Annotated in this window: 14 protein-coding genes; 3 read left to right on the forward strand and 11 right to left on the reverse strand. The window is 43.4% G+C overall.

The features are described from left to right. Positions 1-69: 69 nt before the first annotated feature. From I3257_RS00145 to yghU, 3 genes are all read right to left on the reverse strand, one after another. A complete protein-coding gene (locus I3257_RS00145; RefSeq protein WP_238048439.1) occupies positions 70-1734 on the reverse strand; it encodes a DEAD/DEAH box helicase in 1665 nt (554 codons plus the stop codon). Positions 1735-2317: 583 nt separating this feature from the next. After that, the gene (locus tag I3257_RS00150; protein ID WP_238048440.1) at positions 2318-3589 is read right to left on the reverse strand and encodes a DUF1176 domain-containing protein; all 1272 of its coding nucleotides are present in this window, start codon (positions 3587-3589) and stop codon (positions 2318-2320) included. 359 nt (positions 3590-3948) lie between these two features. Further along, on the reverse strand, positions 3949-4803 hold the full coding sequence (gene yghU / locus I3257_RS00155; RefSeq protein WP_238048441.1) for a glutathione-dependent disulfide-bond oxidoreductase: 855 nt from the start codon (positions 4801-4803) through the stop codon (positions 3949-3951). 355 nt (positions 4804-5158) lie between these two features. On the opposite strand from yghU, the gene I3257_RS00160 reads away from it, so the two are divergent. After that, positions 5159-6535: a DHA2 family efflux MFS transporter permease subunit gene (locus tag I3257_RS00160; protein ID WP_238048442.1), complete on the forward strand. Its 1377-nt coding sequence runs from the start codon at positions 5159-5161 to the stop codon at positions 6533-6535. 191 nt (positions 6536-6726) lie between these two features. On the opposite strand, the gene bfr (I3257_RS00165) is transcribed toward I3257_RS00160, so the two are convergent. The 3 genes from bfr (I3257_RS00165) to I3257_RS00175 form a co-directional block, all read right to left on the reverse strand. Further along, positions 6727-7206 carry a bacterioferritin gene (gene bfr / locus I3257_RS00165; protein WP_045447317.1) on the reverse strand — a complete coding sequence of 160 codons (480 nt, stop codon included), beginning with the start codon at positions 7204-7206 and terminating at the stop codon, positions 6727-6729. A 67-nt stretch (positions 7207-7273) separates the two neighbouring features. After that, complete coding sequence (gene bfr / locus I3257_RS00170) at positions 7274-7762, reverse strand: bacterioferritin (RefSeq protein ID WP_109589803.1); 489 nt, start codon at positions 7760-7762, stop codon at positions 7274-7276. Positions 7763-8198: 436 nt separating this feature from the next. Next, entirely contained in the window at positions 8199-8390 is a 192-nt protein-coding gene (locus tag I3257_RS00175) for a (2Fe-2S)-binding protein (protein WP_045447323.1), read from the reverse strand. A 378-nt stretch (positions 8391-8768) separates the two neighbouring features. On the opposite strand from I3257_RS00175, the gene I3257_RS00180 reads away from it, so the two are divergent. Further along, a complete protein-coding gene (locus tag I3257_RS00180; protein WP_045456178.1) occupies positions 8769-9098 on the forward strand; it encodes a metalloregulator ArsR/SmtB family transcription factor in 330 nt (109 codons plus the stop codon). Positions 9099-9247: 149 nt separating this feature from the next. Here I3257_RS00180 and cysA read toward each other — a convergent pair whose 3' ends face one another. The 5 genes from cysA to I3257_RS00205 all read right to left on the reverse strand — a co-directional run bounded on the left by cysA (position 9248) and on the right by I3257_RS00205 (position 14676). Further along, the gene (cysA, locus tag I3257_RS00185; RefSeq protein WP_083475763.1) at positions 9248-9970 is read right to left on the reverse strand and encodes a sulfate ABC transporter ATP-binding protein; all 723 of its coding nucleotides are present in this window, start codon (positions 9968-9970) and stop codon (positions 9248-9250) included. Positions 9971-10080: 110 nt separating this feature from the next. Next, positions 10081-11037, reverse strand: a complete 957-nt coding sequence (cysW, locus tag I3257_RS00190) for a sulfate ABC transporter permease subunit CysW (RefSeq protein WP_045456181.1) — start codon at positions 11035-11037, stop codon at positions 10081-10083. Further along, the gene (gene cysT / locus I3257_RS00195) at positions 11037-11921 is read right to left on the reverse strand and encodes a sulfate ABC transporter permease subunit CysT (RefSeq protein WP_193007384.1); all 885 of its coding nucleotides are present in this window, start codon (positions 11919-11921) and stop codon (positions 11037-11039) included. Before cysT ends, cysW begins: the two co-directional genes overlap by 1 nt. Before the next feature lie 283 nt (positions 11922-12204). Next, on the reverse strand, positions 12205-13299 hold the full coding sequence (locus I3257_RS00200) for a sulfate ABC transporter substrate-binding protein (protein ID WP_193007383.1): 1095 nt from the start codon (positions 13297-13299) through the stop codon (positions 12205-12207). Between the two features lie 249 nt (positions 13300-13548). After that, on the reverse strand, positions 13549-14676 hold the full coding sequence (locus tag I3257_RS00205; RefSeq protein ID WP_193007382.1) for a sulfate ABC transporter substrate-binding protein: 1128 nt from the start codon (positions 14674-14676) through the stop codon (positions 13549-13551). Positions 14677-15094: 418 nt separating this feature from the next. Here I3257_RS00205 and I3257_RS00210 point away from each other — a divergent pair, with 418 nt between their 5' ends. Then, positions 15095-15589, forward strand: a complete 495-nt coding sequence (locus tag I3257_RS00210; RefSeq protein WP_238048443.1) for a hypothetical protein — start codon at positions 15095-15097, stop codon at positions 15587-15589. The last annotated feature ends 124 nt before the right edge of the window (positions 15590-15713 follow it).

Here is a 15713-nt window from a genome sequence, read left to right on the forward strand (position 1 = left end):
TCTGGCTTTTTTAGTGCTATCTTTAGGCGATCAAGTAATTAATAATTTCAATCACCAAATATAACAGTATTACGAGTTGTTACCACGGTTGCCGCCGTTTGGACGACCTTGGCCACGGCTGTCAGAACGACCTGCTGGGCGACCTTGGCTGCCACTTGGACGACCACGACCTGTTGCAGCACGCTCACCACGTGGAACGCCAGTGCTATCGCCGCGGCTAGGAGCACCAGTGCGCTTGCCTTGATACGGCTTGCCACCTGAACGCTCGTTTGGTTTGCCTGACGCGTCACGTGGCTTACCTTGATAACCGCTATCATTGCTAGCGCGTTGACCAGTTGATGCGCTGTCGCTTGAACGACCGCGAGCATTAGCAGGATTACCTTGATAACCACCACCCGCGCGACCACGGCCTTGACCATTACCACCGCCGTTTGAACGACCACGACCGCGACCACGACCATTACCTTTATTTTCGCTAGGTACATAAGTCTTCTTAGGCTCCATGCCTTCGATGATACATACTTCCATTTTACGATCTAAATAACGGTTGATAGCATTTAGCTGTGGACGATCATCCATGCTACATAAGCTGATAGCGATACCAGTACGACCAGCACGACCACAACGACCGATACGATGGACGTAATCTTCAGTCTGACGTGGAAGATCATAGTTAATAACGTGCGAGATAGCTGGGATATCTAGACCACGAGCAGCAACGTCAGTCGCTACTAGGATTTTAACTTTACCATTGCGCAAGTCTTGAACGATACGGTTACGCTTGCTTTGCGGCAAATCACCATGTAGGAAGCTGGCTTTATGACCCGCTTCTTGTAGCTGTTTGGCCAGTTTTTCAGTGCTACGTTTGGTAGCAGCAAAGATAATGATCTGTTCCATATCTTGCTGGCAAACGATTTTGTCAAGTAAACGGTTTTTATGATCGAAATCATCACAGTAGTACACTTTTTCTTCGATGTGTGCAGATTCTACTTTGATTGATACACGCTCAGGGTTCTTAGTGAAGCTGGCAGCGATTTTACCTACTGGGCCGTCCCAAGTTGCAGAACACATAATCGTTTGACGATCAATTGGTGCTGCACGAAGGATGTCACTGATGTCATCAGCAAAACCCATGTCTAGCATACGGTCAGCTTCATCAAGTACCAAAATTTCTAGGCTTGATAAGTCAACACGACCAGCATTGATATGGTCAAGTAGACGACCTGGGGTCGCAACGATAACTTGAACGCCTTTTTTCAACGCAGTGATCTGACCATTGTATGGTGCGCCGCCAACCAAAGGTACGCAGAATAGACCACGCATGTCTTTAGAATAAGTACGTACGCTGTCATGTACTTGCTGAGCAAGTTCACGCGTTGGCGTTAAGATAAGAGCTTTAGTTAGTTTGTCAAAGCTAGTGGCACGGCTTAAACGATCAAGTACAGGGATAACGAATGCCGCAGTTTTACCACTACCGGTTTGCGCAGACAATAATAAGTCGCGGCCCGCTAGTGCAAAAGGAATGGCTTGTGCTTGAATAGGTGTTGGATTGGTATAACCACTGCGATCAAGCGCGGTCAAAATCGGCTTGGCAATGTCTAGTTCAGCAAAGGTAATTTGATCTTCATCAGTCGCGTCAGTAGTAGCCGCTTGATTATTAGTATCAGTATTTGAAGTGTCAGTGTTTTCGATGATGCCGTTTTCAGCGGCGATTGCAGATAAAATATCAGTCATGAGAATCCTTGGTAAGTATAAGTTGCTGTAAATTCAGCAAGCTTGATGCATACCACTGATAACCGTTCACCACGCTGCCTTTATTAAAGAATTACCGGACCACATGTAAGTGTCGATAATCAGAAGCCAAGCCAATAAAGCTTAGAGCCTCTACAATAAATGCGTTCGTGCTGTCTGACGTATTTTGGTGGTAGTGCCGAGTGTCTCATCCTTGTTTGATATAAGCGTATTATTAATGCTTTGTCCAAAGCAAATAATCGCGAATAACAACCAATTTAAACCATATTTATGGTTCGGTAGATAAGATATGAGTCAAAAATAACTGCTATTTTCATTATAGGTTATTCAAGTACACAAAATCATCGGCAACAATTACTTATGGTCATCCTAGACCCAAAATCGCAGGCGATGTTATCAATCTCATAATTCACGAAAGCCTAAGCTAACGTGGCGACGCAGTATAGCACAATAAAATATTATATGTAGCTATTTATTAAATTTCTCGGTAAATAAAGCAAATTTGCTTATAGATGTACGCGTTCAATATGCTGAGTAATAAGACAATCAGCAGTATTATTGGCGGCTATCGCACCATTTTAACTTCGGTGACATACGTCGGCAGCTGCCACGCACCGCCCGCTTCAATCATACGGCAAAGCCCTGTGGTGCTTTCATGGCTTTTTTCAAATGCCTTGCCTGTCCATACCCAATCAGTCTTGGTTAAACAATCACCGATGCCGCGACCTTTTTGTACGGAAGTGATTTTACCCTTATCATAGCCAGTGGCGTTGGTGGTTACCAATGTTGGTTTATAAGGTTTACTGTCATTGATGACCCAGATGCCTGCACCAGTATTATAAGCACCTGTCCAGCAGTCATGTTGTGCCAAGAGCTGTGAGCCATTCAGTCGGCTCACACGCCATGGTGATTTATCTGATAGATTGGGACAGTCACTATCCGCATCTTTCATTGTACTTTTCATCAGCGCCGCTAGCTGCGACGATTTCATCACAAACTTTCTATTGTCGCTAGCGACGGCTTTCGGATTGGGCGCCACAAAGCGCAGTTTTGGTGCAGGTTTAGATGGCAATACAGTGCTATTTGATTTGGCGGCACCATCAGTATTGACAAAGGCAGATGACGTCCCTACTCGACCTTGGGCTTCATCTGCTTTGAGCATGACGGCGCTAGCCCCTTTATCAGAGAGTTGCCAGCGTGAGTTACGTAGCACTAGCTCAATTTTGCTTGACTTAGTCAGCGCCTCTAGTAGCGCTGCGACTTGTGTTGGGGTCAGATCAGCATTACCTGCTGCAGTTGAAAACGGCTTGGTTTCGCCATAGTCTCTACCATTGATGAACAATGATATACGATGACGATTGCCAAGTTGCATCAAGGCTTTAGATGAGCTTTCTTTAGCACCGCCCAGCTTTACCTTGCCATCCACACCAGCATTTTCGCCTGCACGGCGTATGAGTAATACCGATATAGGAAATTCGCTATTGTTTTCTGCTTGATAGCCTGCCAGCCGGCACGTACGGGTATTGTCGCAGACTACCTGCCAGTCTTGATTGGTAAATTCAACGCCATTGCTGGCCATCGTCGCTGTACTAAATAAAGCTGCGCTGATAGCAGCAAACATAGGTAATCGTATTTTATTTTTTATCATCAATAAGAGTATCTTTTTTATTTTTTTAGGATGGGTGGTTAAGTTGGCTTTGTATTGCAATATTGAGTATCGATCAGCATCTATCTGTTGATCGTTATAAATGGCGCTGAGTTTGGTATTGATAACTTTTAATTCACTAGCCATCGCCTGTCGTGAGAAGTTGATCCGTTTACGGTTATCATCCTTCATAATCGTTATCCATCAATATAGTCAATCTTATTTCAATCAGATATGTTGTCTGATTTACTCAGGCTATTATAAGACGCTCTATTCGCCTTGCTGGTATCCCAATGGTATTGAGCCAATTAAATAAGCAGTACAAATACCCACTTATTAAGGTGTTATGTGCTTGAGCTACTCAAGCTATCTTAACGTACTAAGGTTTCTATCTGTTGTACTAATGTATCATTGTGTAAACAGGTAAGTATATCTCTATTTTAATATAACCATATATGAATATAGAATAGCAAGATGTTGGATAAAATCAAGGCTGATAAGCAAATAGCCTATCAGCCTTGATTTTATTAATGCGTCTCTTATCGATAGGTTTAGTCAATAGGCTTTAATGACAGGTCTACGGCACGCTTAACGGCTGGACGTTCAGCAATTGCCTGTGCCCAGCGCTTCACATGCTTGTAGTCATCAACTTGTAGGAACTCGGCGGCATCATAGAGCTTTCCAAGCACCAATTGTCCATACCATGCCCAAATAATCATATCCGCAATATTATAATCGGCTTCGTTATTGCCACACATATATGTGCTGTCTTTTAGGTGGGTATCCAGCACATCGAGCTGGCGTTTGGTTTCCATGGTATAGCGGTTGATCGGGTACTCTAGCGGTTCAGGCGCATAAGCGTAAAAATGTCCGAAGCCGCCACCTAAGAAAGGCGCACTACCCATCTGCCACATGACCCAAGATAAACAATCTGACCGTGCTTTGCCAAGTGATAAAGGCATAAATTGGTCAAATTTTTCTGCCAGATACATCATGATAGCACCAGACTCAAAGAGTGCTATCGGCTCGCCCGCTATATCAGCAGAATGATCAACCAAGGCTGGAATTTTTGAGTTAGGGTTTATGGCTACAAAGCCAGAACCAAACTGCTCTCCTTGAGAGATATCAATTTTATAGGCATCATATTCAGCACCTTTAACACCGATCTCGGCAAGCTCTTCTAACAGGATATTAACCTTGACGCCATTTGGCGTATTCAACGAGTACAGCTGTAATGGCGCATCGCCTACTGGCAACGCTTTTTCATAGCGCGCACCCGCTGTTGGGCGATTGATACTGGCAAACTTACCACCGTTTTCTTTGTCCTGCGTCCAAACCTTTGGCGGTACATATTTATCGTTTTGCCCATCGGTATGATTGCAAGCTTTGTTATTTTCCTGACTCATAATATATCCTCAGTTTATCTTTATCGTATTGTTGATGCTTCTAGTTGTATCGTCGGTAGTCAATCCAATCTCATATGATTGAGATGAAATTAACTATACTGCATATCTGTTGGCTTAAGTCGTTAGCGAGGGTTTACTATAACGATAACCAACCCTGATATTAAAGTCCTCTCTTGTAAGCAGTGTTAATATTATTACCTCTAAACACAGAATTCTATAACCTCAACCACCAGCCGTTACTTTGATTCCCTTTTATTATGATTGAGTCTTTCTTATACTACTCGGTTGGTATAGCGAATTAGTCGTCAATAGACTATTTTGTTCATTTTATGATGGAATATCTAATGAGATTTACATGGTAACGCTAACCCCGACACAAGATAAATACTTGCCCTATGTGCTAGCGGTGGCGCTATTTATGCAAATTTTGGATGCCACTATATTAAATACGTCATTACCGCAGATGGCACAGGCGCTGGGTGAGTCTCCATTAAAAATGCAGTGGGCGGTGATCAGTTATGCGCTAACTTTGGCCATATTTATTCCCATCAGTGGTTTTTTGGCGGATAAATACGGCACGCGCCGAGTATTTTTGGCAGCGATTATTATCTTTTGTATTGGCTCACTGCTATGTGCTGCGTCACCAACGTTGGATTTTTTGATTGGCTCACGGGTTATACAAGGTATTGGCGGGGCGATGATGACGCCTGTGGCTCGCTTAATTTTGGTCAAATCCTACCCACGCAATAAGCTGCTGACCGTCATGAACTTTGCGGTGATTCCTGCTTTGGTAGCACCACTAGTAGGGCCTGTCTTAGGTGGCTATATCGTACAATATACCAGTTGGCATTGGATATTTTTGATCAATATACCGATGGGTATTTTTGGCTTTATCATGGGCAAAAAACTGGTTCCGGCACTATTTGAGGATACCAAGCGGCTTGATTGGACAGGATTTTTATTGTTTGCTGCCGCTGCTTGTGGGTTTACGCTTGCTGTAGAGTTCGGCTCACAGACTGGTCGCGGATTTTATGGGTTGCTGCTTAGTTTGGTGGCCAGTTTATTGATCGGCGCTTATATCTGGCACGCCAAGCGTCGTCAAGCACCGTTGTTCCCCTTGAGTTTGTTTGACATTCGCACCTTTCGTATTGGCATCACTGGTAACTTATTTACCAGACTAGGCATCAGCGCCGTACCGTTTTTGCTGCCGCTGTTGCTGCAAGTGGTGTTTGAATACTCACCGTCGCAGGCAGGTTGGCTACTTGCGCCCATCGCAGTCGGTGCTATCGGGATTAAACCCTGGGTCAGTAAAATTATTCAGCGTCATACTTATCGCAAAGTGCTGGTCTTCAACACGTTTTTGATGGGCACGCTCATCATTGTGTTGGCACAGTTTACCGATGCCTCACAGTGGTTATGGTTTATCCCTATTTTGACCATAATGGGCGCTTGTAATTCTATGCAATTCAGCGCGATGAATACGATTACTATCGGTGATTTAGAAGGCGCTCAAACCAGTAGCGGCAATAGCTTGATGGCGGTCAATCAGCAGTTAGCGATTAGTTTCGGTATTGCTTTTGGGGCAGCGGTACTGACGCTGTTACGTGAACGCCTACAAATGGATACGCTGACAGCGTTTCAAACCACCTATTGGATACTTGGGGTCTTGACCATTCTCTCGGGGCTTTACTTCTTACGACTTAAGCCCGAAGATGGACGCGGCTTATACTGAGCCGCTGATATTTGGATTTTGAATAAAGAGTTTGAAAAAATATTGATTAAGCGTTGATTTTGTCAGCAGTGCAGATAGCACGCGTTGTCAAATATGAGACATAAAAATGCCAGCATGTGAGTGATTATAAACCACAAGACACGCTGGCATTTTTAGAGCATATTACGGCTCATTGCATCAACAATGAACCATTAAGGCGCGTCATCATCCATTTGTGATTGGATATAGCGCTCAACCCCAATGCTTTCGATCAAGTCTTCTTGAGTCTCTAACCAGTCTTGATACTCTTCATTACCATCTTTTAGCGTCACCAATAGCTGGCGTGACACATAGTCAGACTTTGTTTCACATAGAGTAATGGCATCGGTAATGATCTCGAATTTTTGTTTTTCTAGGCGCAAGTTGCATTCGATAATCTCTGGCACATCTTCACCGATGAACATCTTGCCGTAATCTTGCAAGTTTGGTAAACCGCCTAGCAATAAAATCCGGGCAATCAGCTCATCAGACCATTTCATCTCAGCGATGGATTGTTTATAGAAACTCTCATTGAGGGCTTCTAATCCCCAATGGCGCGCAATGCGCGCATGTAAAAAGTACTGGTTGATGGCAATCAATGACTGTCCGAGCACTTTATTTAAAGCGCGAATAACCTCTTTATCCCCTTTCATTATCTCTCTCCCTTTCATGCCGTTATTTATGCTAAATACTATGGTTATTGTTCATATCTTCGTGACATTAAACAAGATTGGGAGTGACTTCAGCCATTTGGCTTTGTAGATAATTGGGCAGACTGATCATCTCAATTAAGCGCAACTGTTGCTCAAGCCAATGCGCATGATCTTCTTCAGTGTCTTTTAGTTGTTCTACCAACATCTCACGCGTGACATAATCGCGCTCTGCTTCACAGAGAGCAATACCGTCTTTTAAGTGCTGTTGTACTTGATACTCTAGCTCAAGGTCAAGTTGCAGCATTTCAGGAACTGTCGCACCGATATTGATGGCATTGACCGTCATTTTCGGCGTGCCACTCAGCATTAGGATACGGCGAATAATAGCTTGGGCATGTAACGTCTCATCTGCCATCTCATGATGGATACGGTCGTACAATTTGCCATAATGCCACTCAGCATACATTTCTGAGTGAATAAAATACTGGTCACGGGCAGCAAGCTCACCGCCTAACAAAAAATTCAAATAATCAATGACTTTTGGGCTACCTATCATAACCTATACTCCCCTATTTATATTTTACAGATCACCATACATTCATAATTACCCATATAAGGATAGTACTATTGGTAAACTGATCAGTAAAGATCAAAATCAACAAAACGTCTTACAACGTGAGACAGATATAGTAGCATATAGGCGCTATACAGCTTGTAATGTTATGAACTAAGAATAAGATGCTAATTGAGAATCATAATTAGCTAGCTTTAGTAATCACTGGTTTATCGCAACAATGGCTGCTAATGATGCTCAATATCATTGTAGTAGGTGTATGAGTAAAGTTATACGGACGCTCGCAACTTACCCTTTATGTATAATGACCAAAGGATAAGTGCGGAATATTGAATGTATGTGGTATCGAGGCGTACTAGTTATATTTGTGTAATGAGGTGATGAACAGCTGGGTAGTAAATCTCTGGTTTGATAACGTTTAAACAGCGTAAGCCAAGACATCGAGTCTAGCATGATGCTCATCTAGGTAATCGTTAACCATCGGTTCGCAGCAGCCACAGCAAGTAGCAACATCTAGGGTATCTTTTAGACCGTCAAGGGTATCGATACCTGAAGCAATGGCTGCTTTGATTTGCTTTTCTTTTACGTCATTACAGATGCATACGTACATGGTCTGGCTCCTCTGAATACCGCTATTCGGTAACTGCTTTTATTGCTCATAAATTTAGTGCATTGATGATAAAAATGATGAATACAGTGTTTTATTTGATATTCACAGTCATTGTTATGGCTTGATGTATAATAACGATAACTATTATCATTTGCAATAGCATTTGATATATTATTGGTATAAAAGTACAGTCATGAAAGTAGAGTTATATTGCACGCAGTTAATTGATGTAAGTGAATATAAGCGTGCGTGTAACCGAATATGATGAAAGGTAGTAAATTAACGACGAACTGTAATTTAGCCCATTTTTTAATCGATTTTGTAGATAACTGCTGTTATATTGAACCCCTATTAACAAAGCCCAATTGGAATTGTTCTATGTCTGATAATAATTTTACGATACGACCTATCGAGTTATTTAAAGTCTTATCTGACCCGACGCGCTTAAAAATATTTCAAATTCTATTTAACAAAGAATCGCGCTGTGTTGGCGAGTTGGTAGAAATACTAGATCAACCACAGCCAACGATATCGCGTCATTTGAACCATTTAAAGAAACTCGGTATTTTAAGCTGTGTTCGCGACGGTACGTGGATGTGGTATGAAGTCGCTGACGACTTGCCAGAATGGTGCCAAGAGATTTTGGATATTACTTATAAACAAATATCTAGCAAAGATATCGATATGTCCAAGCCTGCTGAGATATGATGACTATCTAGCATTATTGCTATCAACATTTGATCTCAATAACGCTAGATACCAAATGAAATTGAGACCTGCTTTAACCCATAAAAAAAGACCTATTTATTGTAGGTCTTTTTTTATGGGTGATAATAGAAGAACTGCACCAAATTTTACTATGCCAAATCTAAAAAATCACTAATAAACGCATTGGCTGGTTGGTGTATCAGCTCCTCCGATGTGCCTACCTGCTCTACCCGCCCTTGATTCATGACCACGATCTCATCTGAGACGGCGCGGGCTTCTTCTTGATCGTGAGTGACCATGATACTGGTAATACCAAGCTCATGGTGGATGTTCTTTAACCACGTGCGCAGCTCTTTACGTACCTTGGCATCGAGTGCACCAAAAGGCTCATCGAGCAACAATAATTTTGGCTTCACTGCTAAGGCGCGTGCCAGCGCAATCCGCTGACGCTGACCGCCTGATAATTGATGCGGATAAGCATTGGCAACTTGTGGTAACTGCACCAAGTCTAATAGCTCAGCAACGCGCTTATTGATATCTGCCTTACTTGGCCGCTCATTCTTTGGTAACAAGGTCAGTCCAAAGGCGACATTATCGGCGATATTTTTATGACGAAACAATGCGTAATGCTGAAACATAAAGCCAATATGGCGCTTTTGTACTGGCGTATTGGTCACATCCATCTCATCAAACAATATCTGCCCTGAATCAGCATATTCTAAGCCGGCGATAATGCGTAACAACGTCGTTTTGCCACAGCCTGATGGTCCCAGTAAAGTGGTCAGCTTGCCAGTCGGCACGGTGATATTGATATTATCTAAGGCGGTAAACTGACCGAATTTTTTATTAACGTTGCGAATCTCGATGCTCATAATGGGTTCTCTTATTATATCTTTGGTATGGTGGCAGATTTTTTGGTTACCGCATTTACATTATTAAATTAAATCTAATGCCAGCCCTTTCAGACCAAGTGTAGATAGTATTACTTATCCGAAATTTCAGCGGTTGTTGCATCAGTAGTATTGGTAGCCTTCGTAGCGTTGGCACTTACCAGTAATTCAGGCACACTTGCCAGCCGTTCGGACTTGGCAAATTTGCGCTCTTGTAGCTTAGTCATGACTTGTTGAATAAGCAACGTCACGAGCGCCAGCGCGGCAAGTAGGCTTGACAAGGCAAAAGCGGCGGTAAAGTTATAATCATTGTAAGCAATCTCAACCAGTAGTGGCATGGTGTTGGTCTCGCCACGAATATGACCAGATACCACACTCACCGCCCCAAACTCACCCATTGCCCGCGCATTGGTCAAAATCAAACCATAAAGTAGTGCCCATTTGATATTGGGTAATGTCACATGCCAAAACGTCTGCCAACCAGTTGCGCCCAAGGTCAATGCCGCTTGCTCTTCAGAGTCGCCTTGCGTCTGCATCAGCGGTATCAGCTCACGTGCTACAAAAGGGAAAGTAACAAACAGCGTTGCCAATACAATACCTGGAACCGCATAAATAACTTGGAATCCCATGCTTTCAAGCCAGCCGCCAATGGTGGAATTGAGTCCGAATAGTAAAACAAACATCAGACCTGCAACGACGGGTGATACTGAAAATGGCAGATCAAGCAAGGTGGTGACCAGCTGCTTACCTTTAAACTGATAGCGCGTCACTAACCATGCAATTGCGATACCCATCACCATATTAATCGGCAAGACGATAGCCGCGGTAATTAACGTCAGCTTAATGGCTTGCAGGGCTTCTGGGTCAACCAACGAGGCAATATACAACTGCCAGCCACCTTTAAAGGCTTCATAGAACACAGCCAGCAAGGGAATGACCAACATGATGACCATAAATAGCACTGCGATGACGATAAAGGTAAGGCGTATCCATGGCGTATCTTTAGTCGCTGCATTGCTCTGGTAGTCATAGCTATTAGATATTTGCATTAGCGAGCTCCTACACGGCGCGACAGTTTCCACTGCACAATGTTAATGGTCAATAAGATCACAAATGAGATCAGTAGCATAAATAATGCAACCGCAGAAGCCCCTTGAACATCAAACTGCTCTAGTTTACTAATAATAATGAGCGGTAAAATCTCTGATTGCATGGGGATATTGCCAGCGATAAAGATAACCGAACCGTACTCGCCAGTGGCACGAGCAAACATCATGCCTGCACCCATGAGTAAAGCGGGCAAAAGCTCTGGCAAAATTACTTTGCGAAACGTCGTAAAACGATTGGCGCCCAATACCGCGGCTGCCTCTTCAAATTCGACCGATAGCTCAGCGAGTACAGGCTGTACCGCACGGACAATAAAGGGGAAACTGACCACAACCAAGGCGAGCCAAATACCTATAGGTGTAAAGGCGACCTGAATGCCAAATTTATCAAACCACTGACCAATCAAACCATTAGGGGCATAAAGGGTCGCAAGCGAAATGCCCGTGACCGCCGTTGGTAATGCAAATGGTAAATCAACTAGCGCATTAATCAACGACTTACCCCAGAACTCGTAGCGTACGAGTACCCAAGCGACCAATGTGCCAAACACCATGTTGGTCAGCATCGCCAAAAATGACATCCATAAGCTTAGCTTGATAGCAGCAGTGACTTGCGGCTGACTAATCGTCTCCCAGAATCCAGTCCAACCCATCTGAGTCGTGGTGTAGGCCATCATGGCAAACGGTAATACCACCAGTAGCGACAAGCTAAAGACCGTGATACCCATGCTCAGGCCGAACCCTGGCAGCACATTGCGTTGGCGCAAACGTGTTAACCACCCTTTTTTTGCAGGGGCTTCGCTGGCAGGAGATGTTTTTGCACTCATAATGATGTCCTATTGCCTAACCAATCGTACTTAGCGATGATTACTATTTATTGTTATTGCTTCACGTGGGTTTTCACTATTGATACTTAAAAAGAGCACTTAACAGAAAGCATTTAACGATGATGTCGTCCATAAAACCATGCTATCAGGTAGTTATTAGTGTGCTTACGGTATAAAGGACATAGCGTATATGACCATGTCCTTTATAAGGTTCTGCATGACTAACGGTGTGACTGACTGCATTTGCTAGCGCAGTAGCTTCTCTTATGCACTTAGCAAGTGATTACTGCGGTGCGTTAATGGCTAGCTGGTCGAATACACCGCCATCGCTGAAGTAGGTACCCATGATTTCATCCCACGTGCCAAAGGCATCATTTGGACGGAAGGTTTCGATTGGTGGTAATTTATCACCATTTTTATCAAGGACGCTTTTGACGCTAGGACGCAAGTATAGATTGGCTGCTAGCTGCTGGGCAGGCTCGCTCCATAAGTAGTCAAGATAAGCTTTTGCGGCATCCGTTGTGCCTTTTTTATCTGTCACTGACTTGACAATCGCAACAGGGCTTTCTGATTTAATAGAGTATTTAGGATAAACGATATCTACTTTACCCGCACCGAAATCAGTGGCGGCAAGGTTGGCTTCATTTTCAAAAGTCACTAGGACATCACCAATACCACGTTGAACGAAAGTGGTGGTCGCGGCGCGCCCGCCATTTTCATAAACTTTGACGTTTTTAAGCATGTCTTTCACGTAGTTTTTGGCACTGGCCTCGTTTTTATCAAAAGCATGTAAGCCATAACCATAAGCGCCCAAGAACGCATAACGACCATTACCCGTCACTTTTGGATTGGCCATGACGATCTCAACGCCTTCTTTGGTCAAATCTTCCCAGTCATTGATGCCTTTTGGATTGTCTTTACGGACTAAGAATACGATGGTACTGGTAAAAGGCACGGCATTGTCTGGGAATTTACTTTCCCAATCTGATTCAACCAAACCTTTTTTCTCAAGCAGCTCAATATCAGAGCCTTGGTTCATGGTAGCGACATCTGCTTGCAGACCATTGGCAACCGACAGCGCTTGTTTGCTTGAGCCACCATGTGACTGCTTGATTAGAATATTGCTGTTTGGATTTTCAGCTTTATAATGCTCAACGAATAATGGGTTGTAGTCTTTATAAAAGTCACGTGCCACATCATATGAGACGTTCAGTAGCTCAATATTTTGACCTTCTGTGGCAGCGGTGCCATCTGCATTAGCAGTCGTTTCTGTCTCGCTATTGCTACAGCCAGCCAGCCCTAAGGTTAATGCAACGCCTGCAATGCTCAAGACGTGACGTTTTTTACTTTTTTGTTGATAGTGCAAAGCGTATGTCATAAATTCCTCAAAGGTATCTGTTAAGTAATGCAAGTATGCTAACAGTGCCATCTTATTATGTTTAATGATGAATATGCGTATGTTATTGCCAAAATGGAATAACAAAGGGATAAACACAAGGTTATCAATTACTTAAATAGTATCGTTAACACATAAGGCTGACACCCTACTAACTACCCGCTCTGGCTCATACAAATTGAGCACTTTGAGCATGTATCAGGTCATTGACGATCTCTTGATAAAGGCTCCCTACTTCACTCTTGCCAGCTGATCAAAACGCCCACCATCGACAAAGAAAGTGTCCATAATCTGCTCCCAAGAACCAAATACTGCTACTGGCTCAAAAGTCTCAATATCAGGCAAGGTTGCTTTGTGAGCTGCCAGCACTTGTGGGTTACTTGGACGCATATACATCTCTGCCATGAGCTCTTGTGCTGGGGTGTCCCATAAGCCTTTTAGGTAAGCATTCGCCGCTGCCGTCTTGCCGCCCTTGTCAGTGACGGCTGTTACGACCGCCACTGGGTTGGCAATCACAATAGAATAACTGGGATAAACGATATTGACCTGTCCTTTGGCAAATTGCTGGGCAGTCAAATGTGCTTCGTTTTCGGTCGTGATCAACACATCACCTAGACCACGCTGAGTAAAGCTGGTCGTCGCAGCGCGCGCCCCATTGTCATAAGTGACCACATTTGCCAGCAGCTTTTTGATAAAGTCATTGGTTTTTACAGGGTTTTCATTACTGTTTTCTTTGAATTGGTGCAAACCATAACCGTAGGCACCTAAGAAGGCATAACGCGCCGTGCCACTGGTTTTCGGGTTCGGGATGACCACATCGATATCATTACGGGCCAAATCTGACCAGTCTTTGATATTTTTTGGATTACCAGCGCGGACCAGTAGCACCATGGTGCTGGTGTACGGTACGGCATTATTTGGTAGTGCTTGCTGCCAGTCAGCAGCGACCAAGCCTTTTTCAACCAATAAATTCATGTCAGTTTCTTGGTTGAAAGTAACCACATCAGCCTGTAAACCATTGGCAACAGATAGCGCTTGCTTACTAGACCCACCATGCGATTGGTTAACCTTTACCTCGCTGTCTGGATGGGTTCTGAGATACTCGGTACTAAACAACTCGTTATAGTCTCTATAAAAATCGCGAGACACATCATAAGAGACATTGAGTAGATTGACATCTTGCGTCTCGCCACTGGCATTATTTGCCGCGTCATCTTGCGTCGCTTCGGTTGGACTGCAGCCTGTCATTATCATCGCTGCTGCGAGCATGCCGCTGGTGGCAAGTACACGCGCTTTTACAGGCTTATTATTAGTTGATTGAATGCTAGCAATGCTAATTTGTTGGAATTTTTTTTGCATGATGCTCTCGATAAAAGTATTAGAAGCGTTTGTCAAAATCTTGACCATCATCACAGAGCCTACAATTTTTTGAGTTCGGTTGTCGGGATGATGCAAGCTATGCTAGCAGCATAAATAGCAAACGCTTAGTGACGAATTAGCTTATCGACTAGTGAAGTTGGCATAAGTGATAAGAGCAATCGTTTTGCATTCGTTTTGCATTATTAAGAACAAAATGGGTTGAGTAGTTGCTGACAGGTTTATTAAGTAGACTATGACTTGGGTAGGCTGTACCATTATTTGTACGTCATAAAGCTTATTGTATCAATAATCCTTTTATCATCTCGCTACTATGCAAACCTTACCCTCCTACTTGACCAAAGGCCCTTATATGAATACTTCATACCGTCAATTTCGTTCTATTGTAGGGCTAATAATTATGACCGCTACCCTAGCTGCTTTAACAGGCTGTAATAGTATGTCGCCTACGGTGAATAGTGATAGCCACAGCGCTGTTAAAATAGTCACTAGTGAAACACTAGCCATGCCAGTGAGTAACAACAATATTCTTGGAGACAAGGTTTCAGCGGATTACGCTACTGCCGACTACGACAAACGAGCACAAGGCTATGATTGGGTTGGCGTGATGGTACGAGCAGATGGTGATCGACAGATTGACATTAAAGTTCGCTCACGCAGCGATATCAAAAAACCTACTTGTCATTTCGATGGTAAGGCGACATTAATGGGCCAAGATACTGCTCACGGTACGATTTTTCAGGCAAAAGTAAATGACAGCACTGCTTTTTTCCAGTTTAAGGGCGACACCCTCATCATCGACAGCCCAGATAAATATGCACTGAACTATTTTTGCTCAGGTGGAGGCTCGCTTGCGGGAGAATATAAAAAGCTGGCAGCAGGTTTAGATATTTAAGAGACAGCGCTAGTATGCGTTAAGTTGTTTTCCATTTTAAAAATAGTGATAAAAACAAAAAGGTGCCAGACTATAAGTCTGACACCTTTTTTACGACTGGCTTAGTACAAGTTTTTTATACTGA

Source organism: Psychrobacter sp. Ps7, assembly GCF_022129225.1.
Taxonomy (GTDB): Bacteria; Pseudomonadota; Gammaproteobacteria; order Pseudomonadales; family Moraxellaceae; genus Psychrobacter; species Psychrobacter immobilis_A.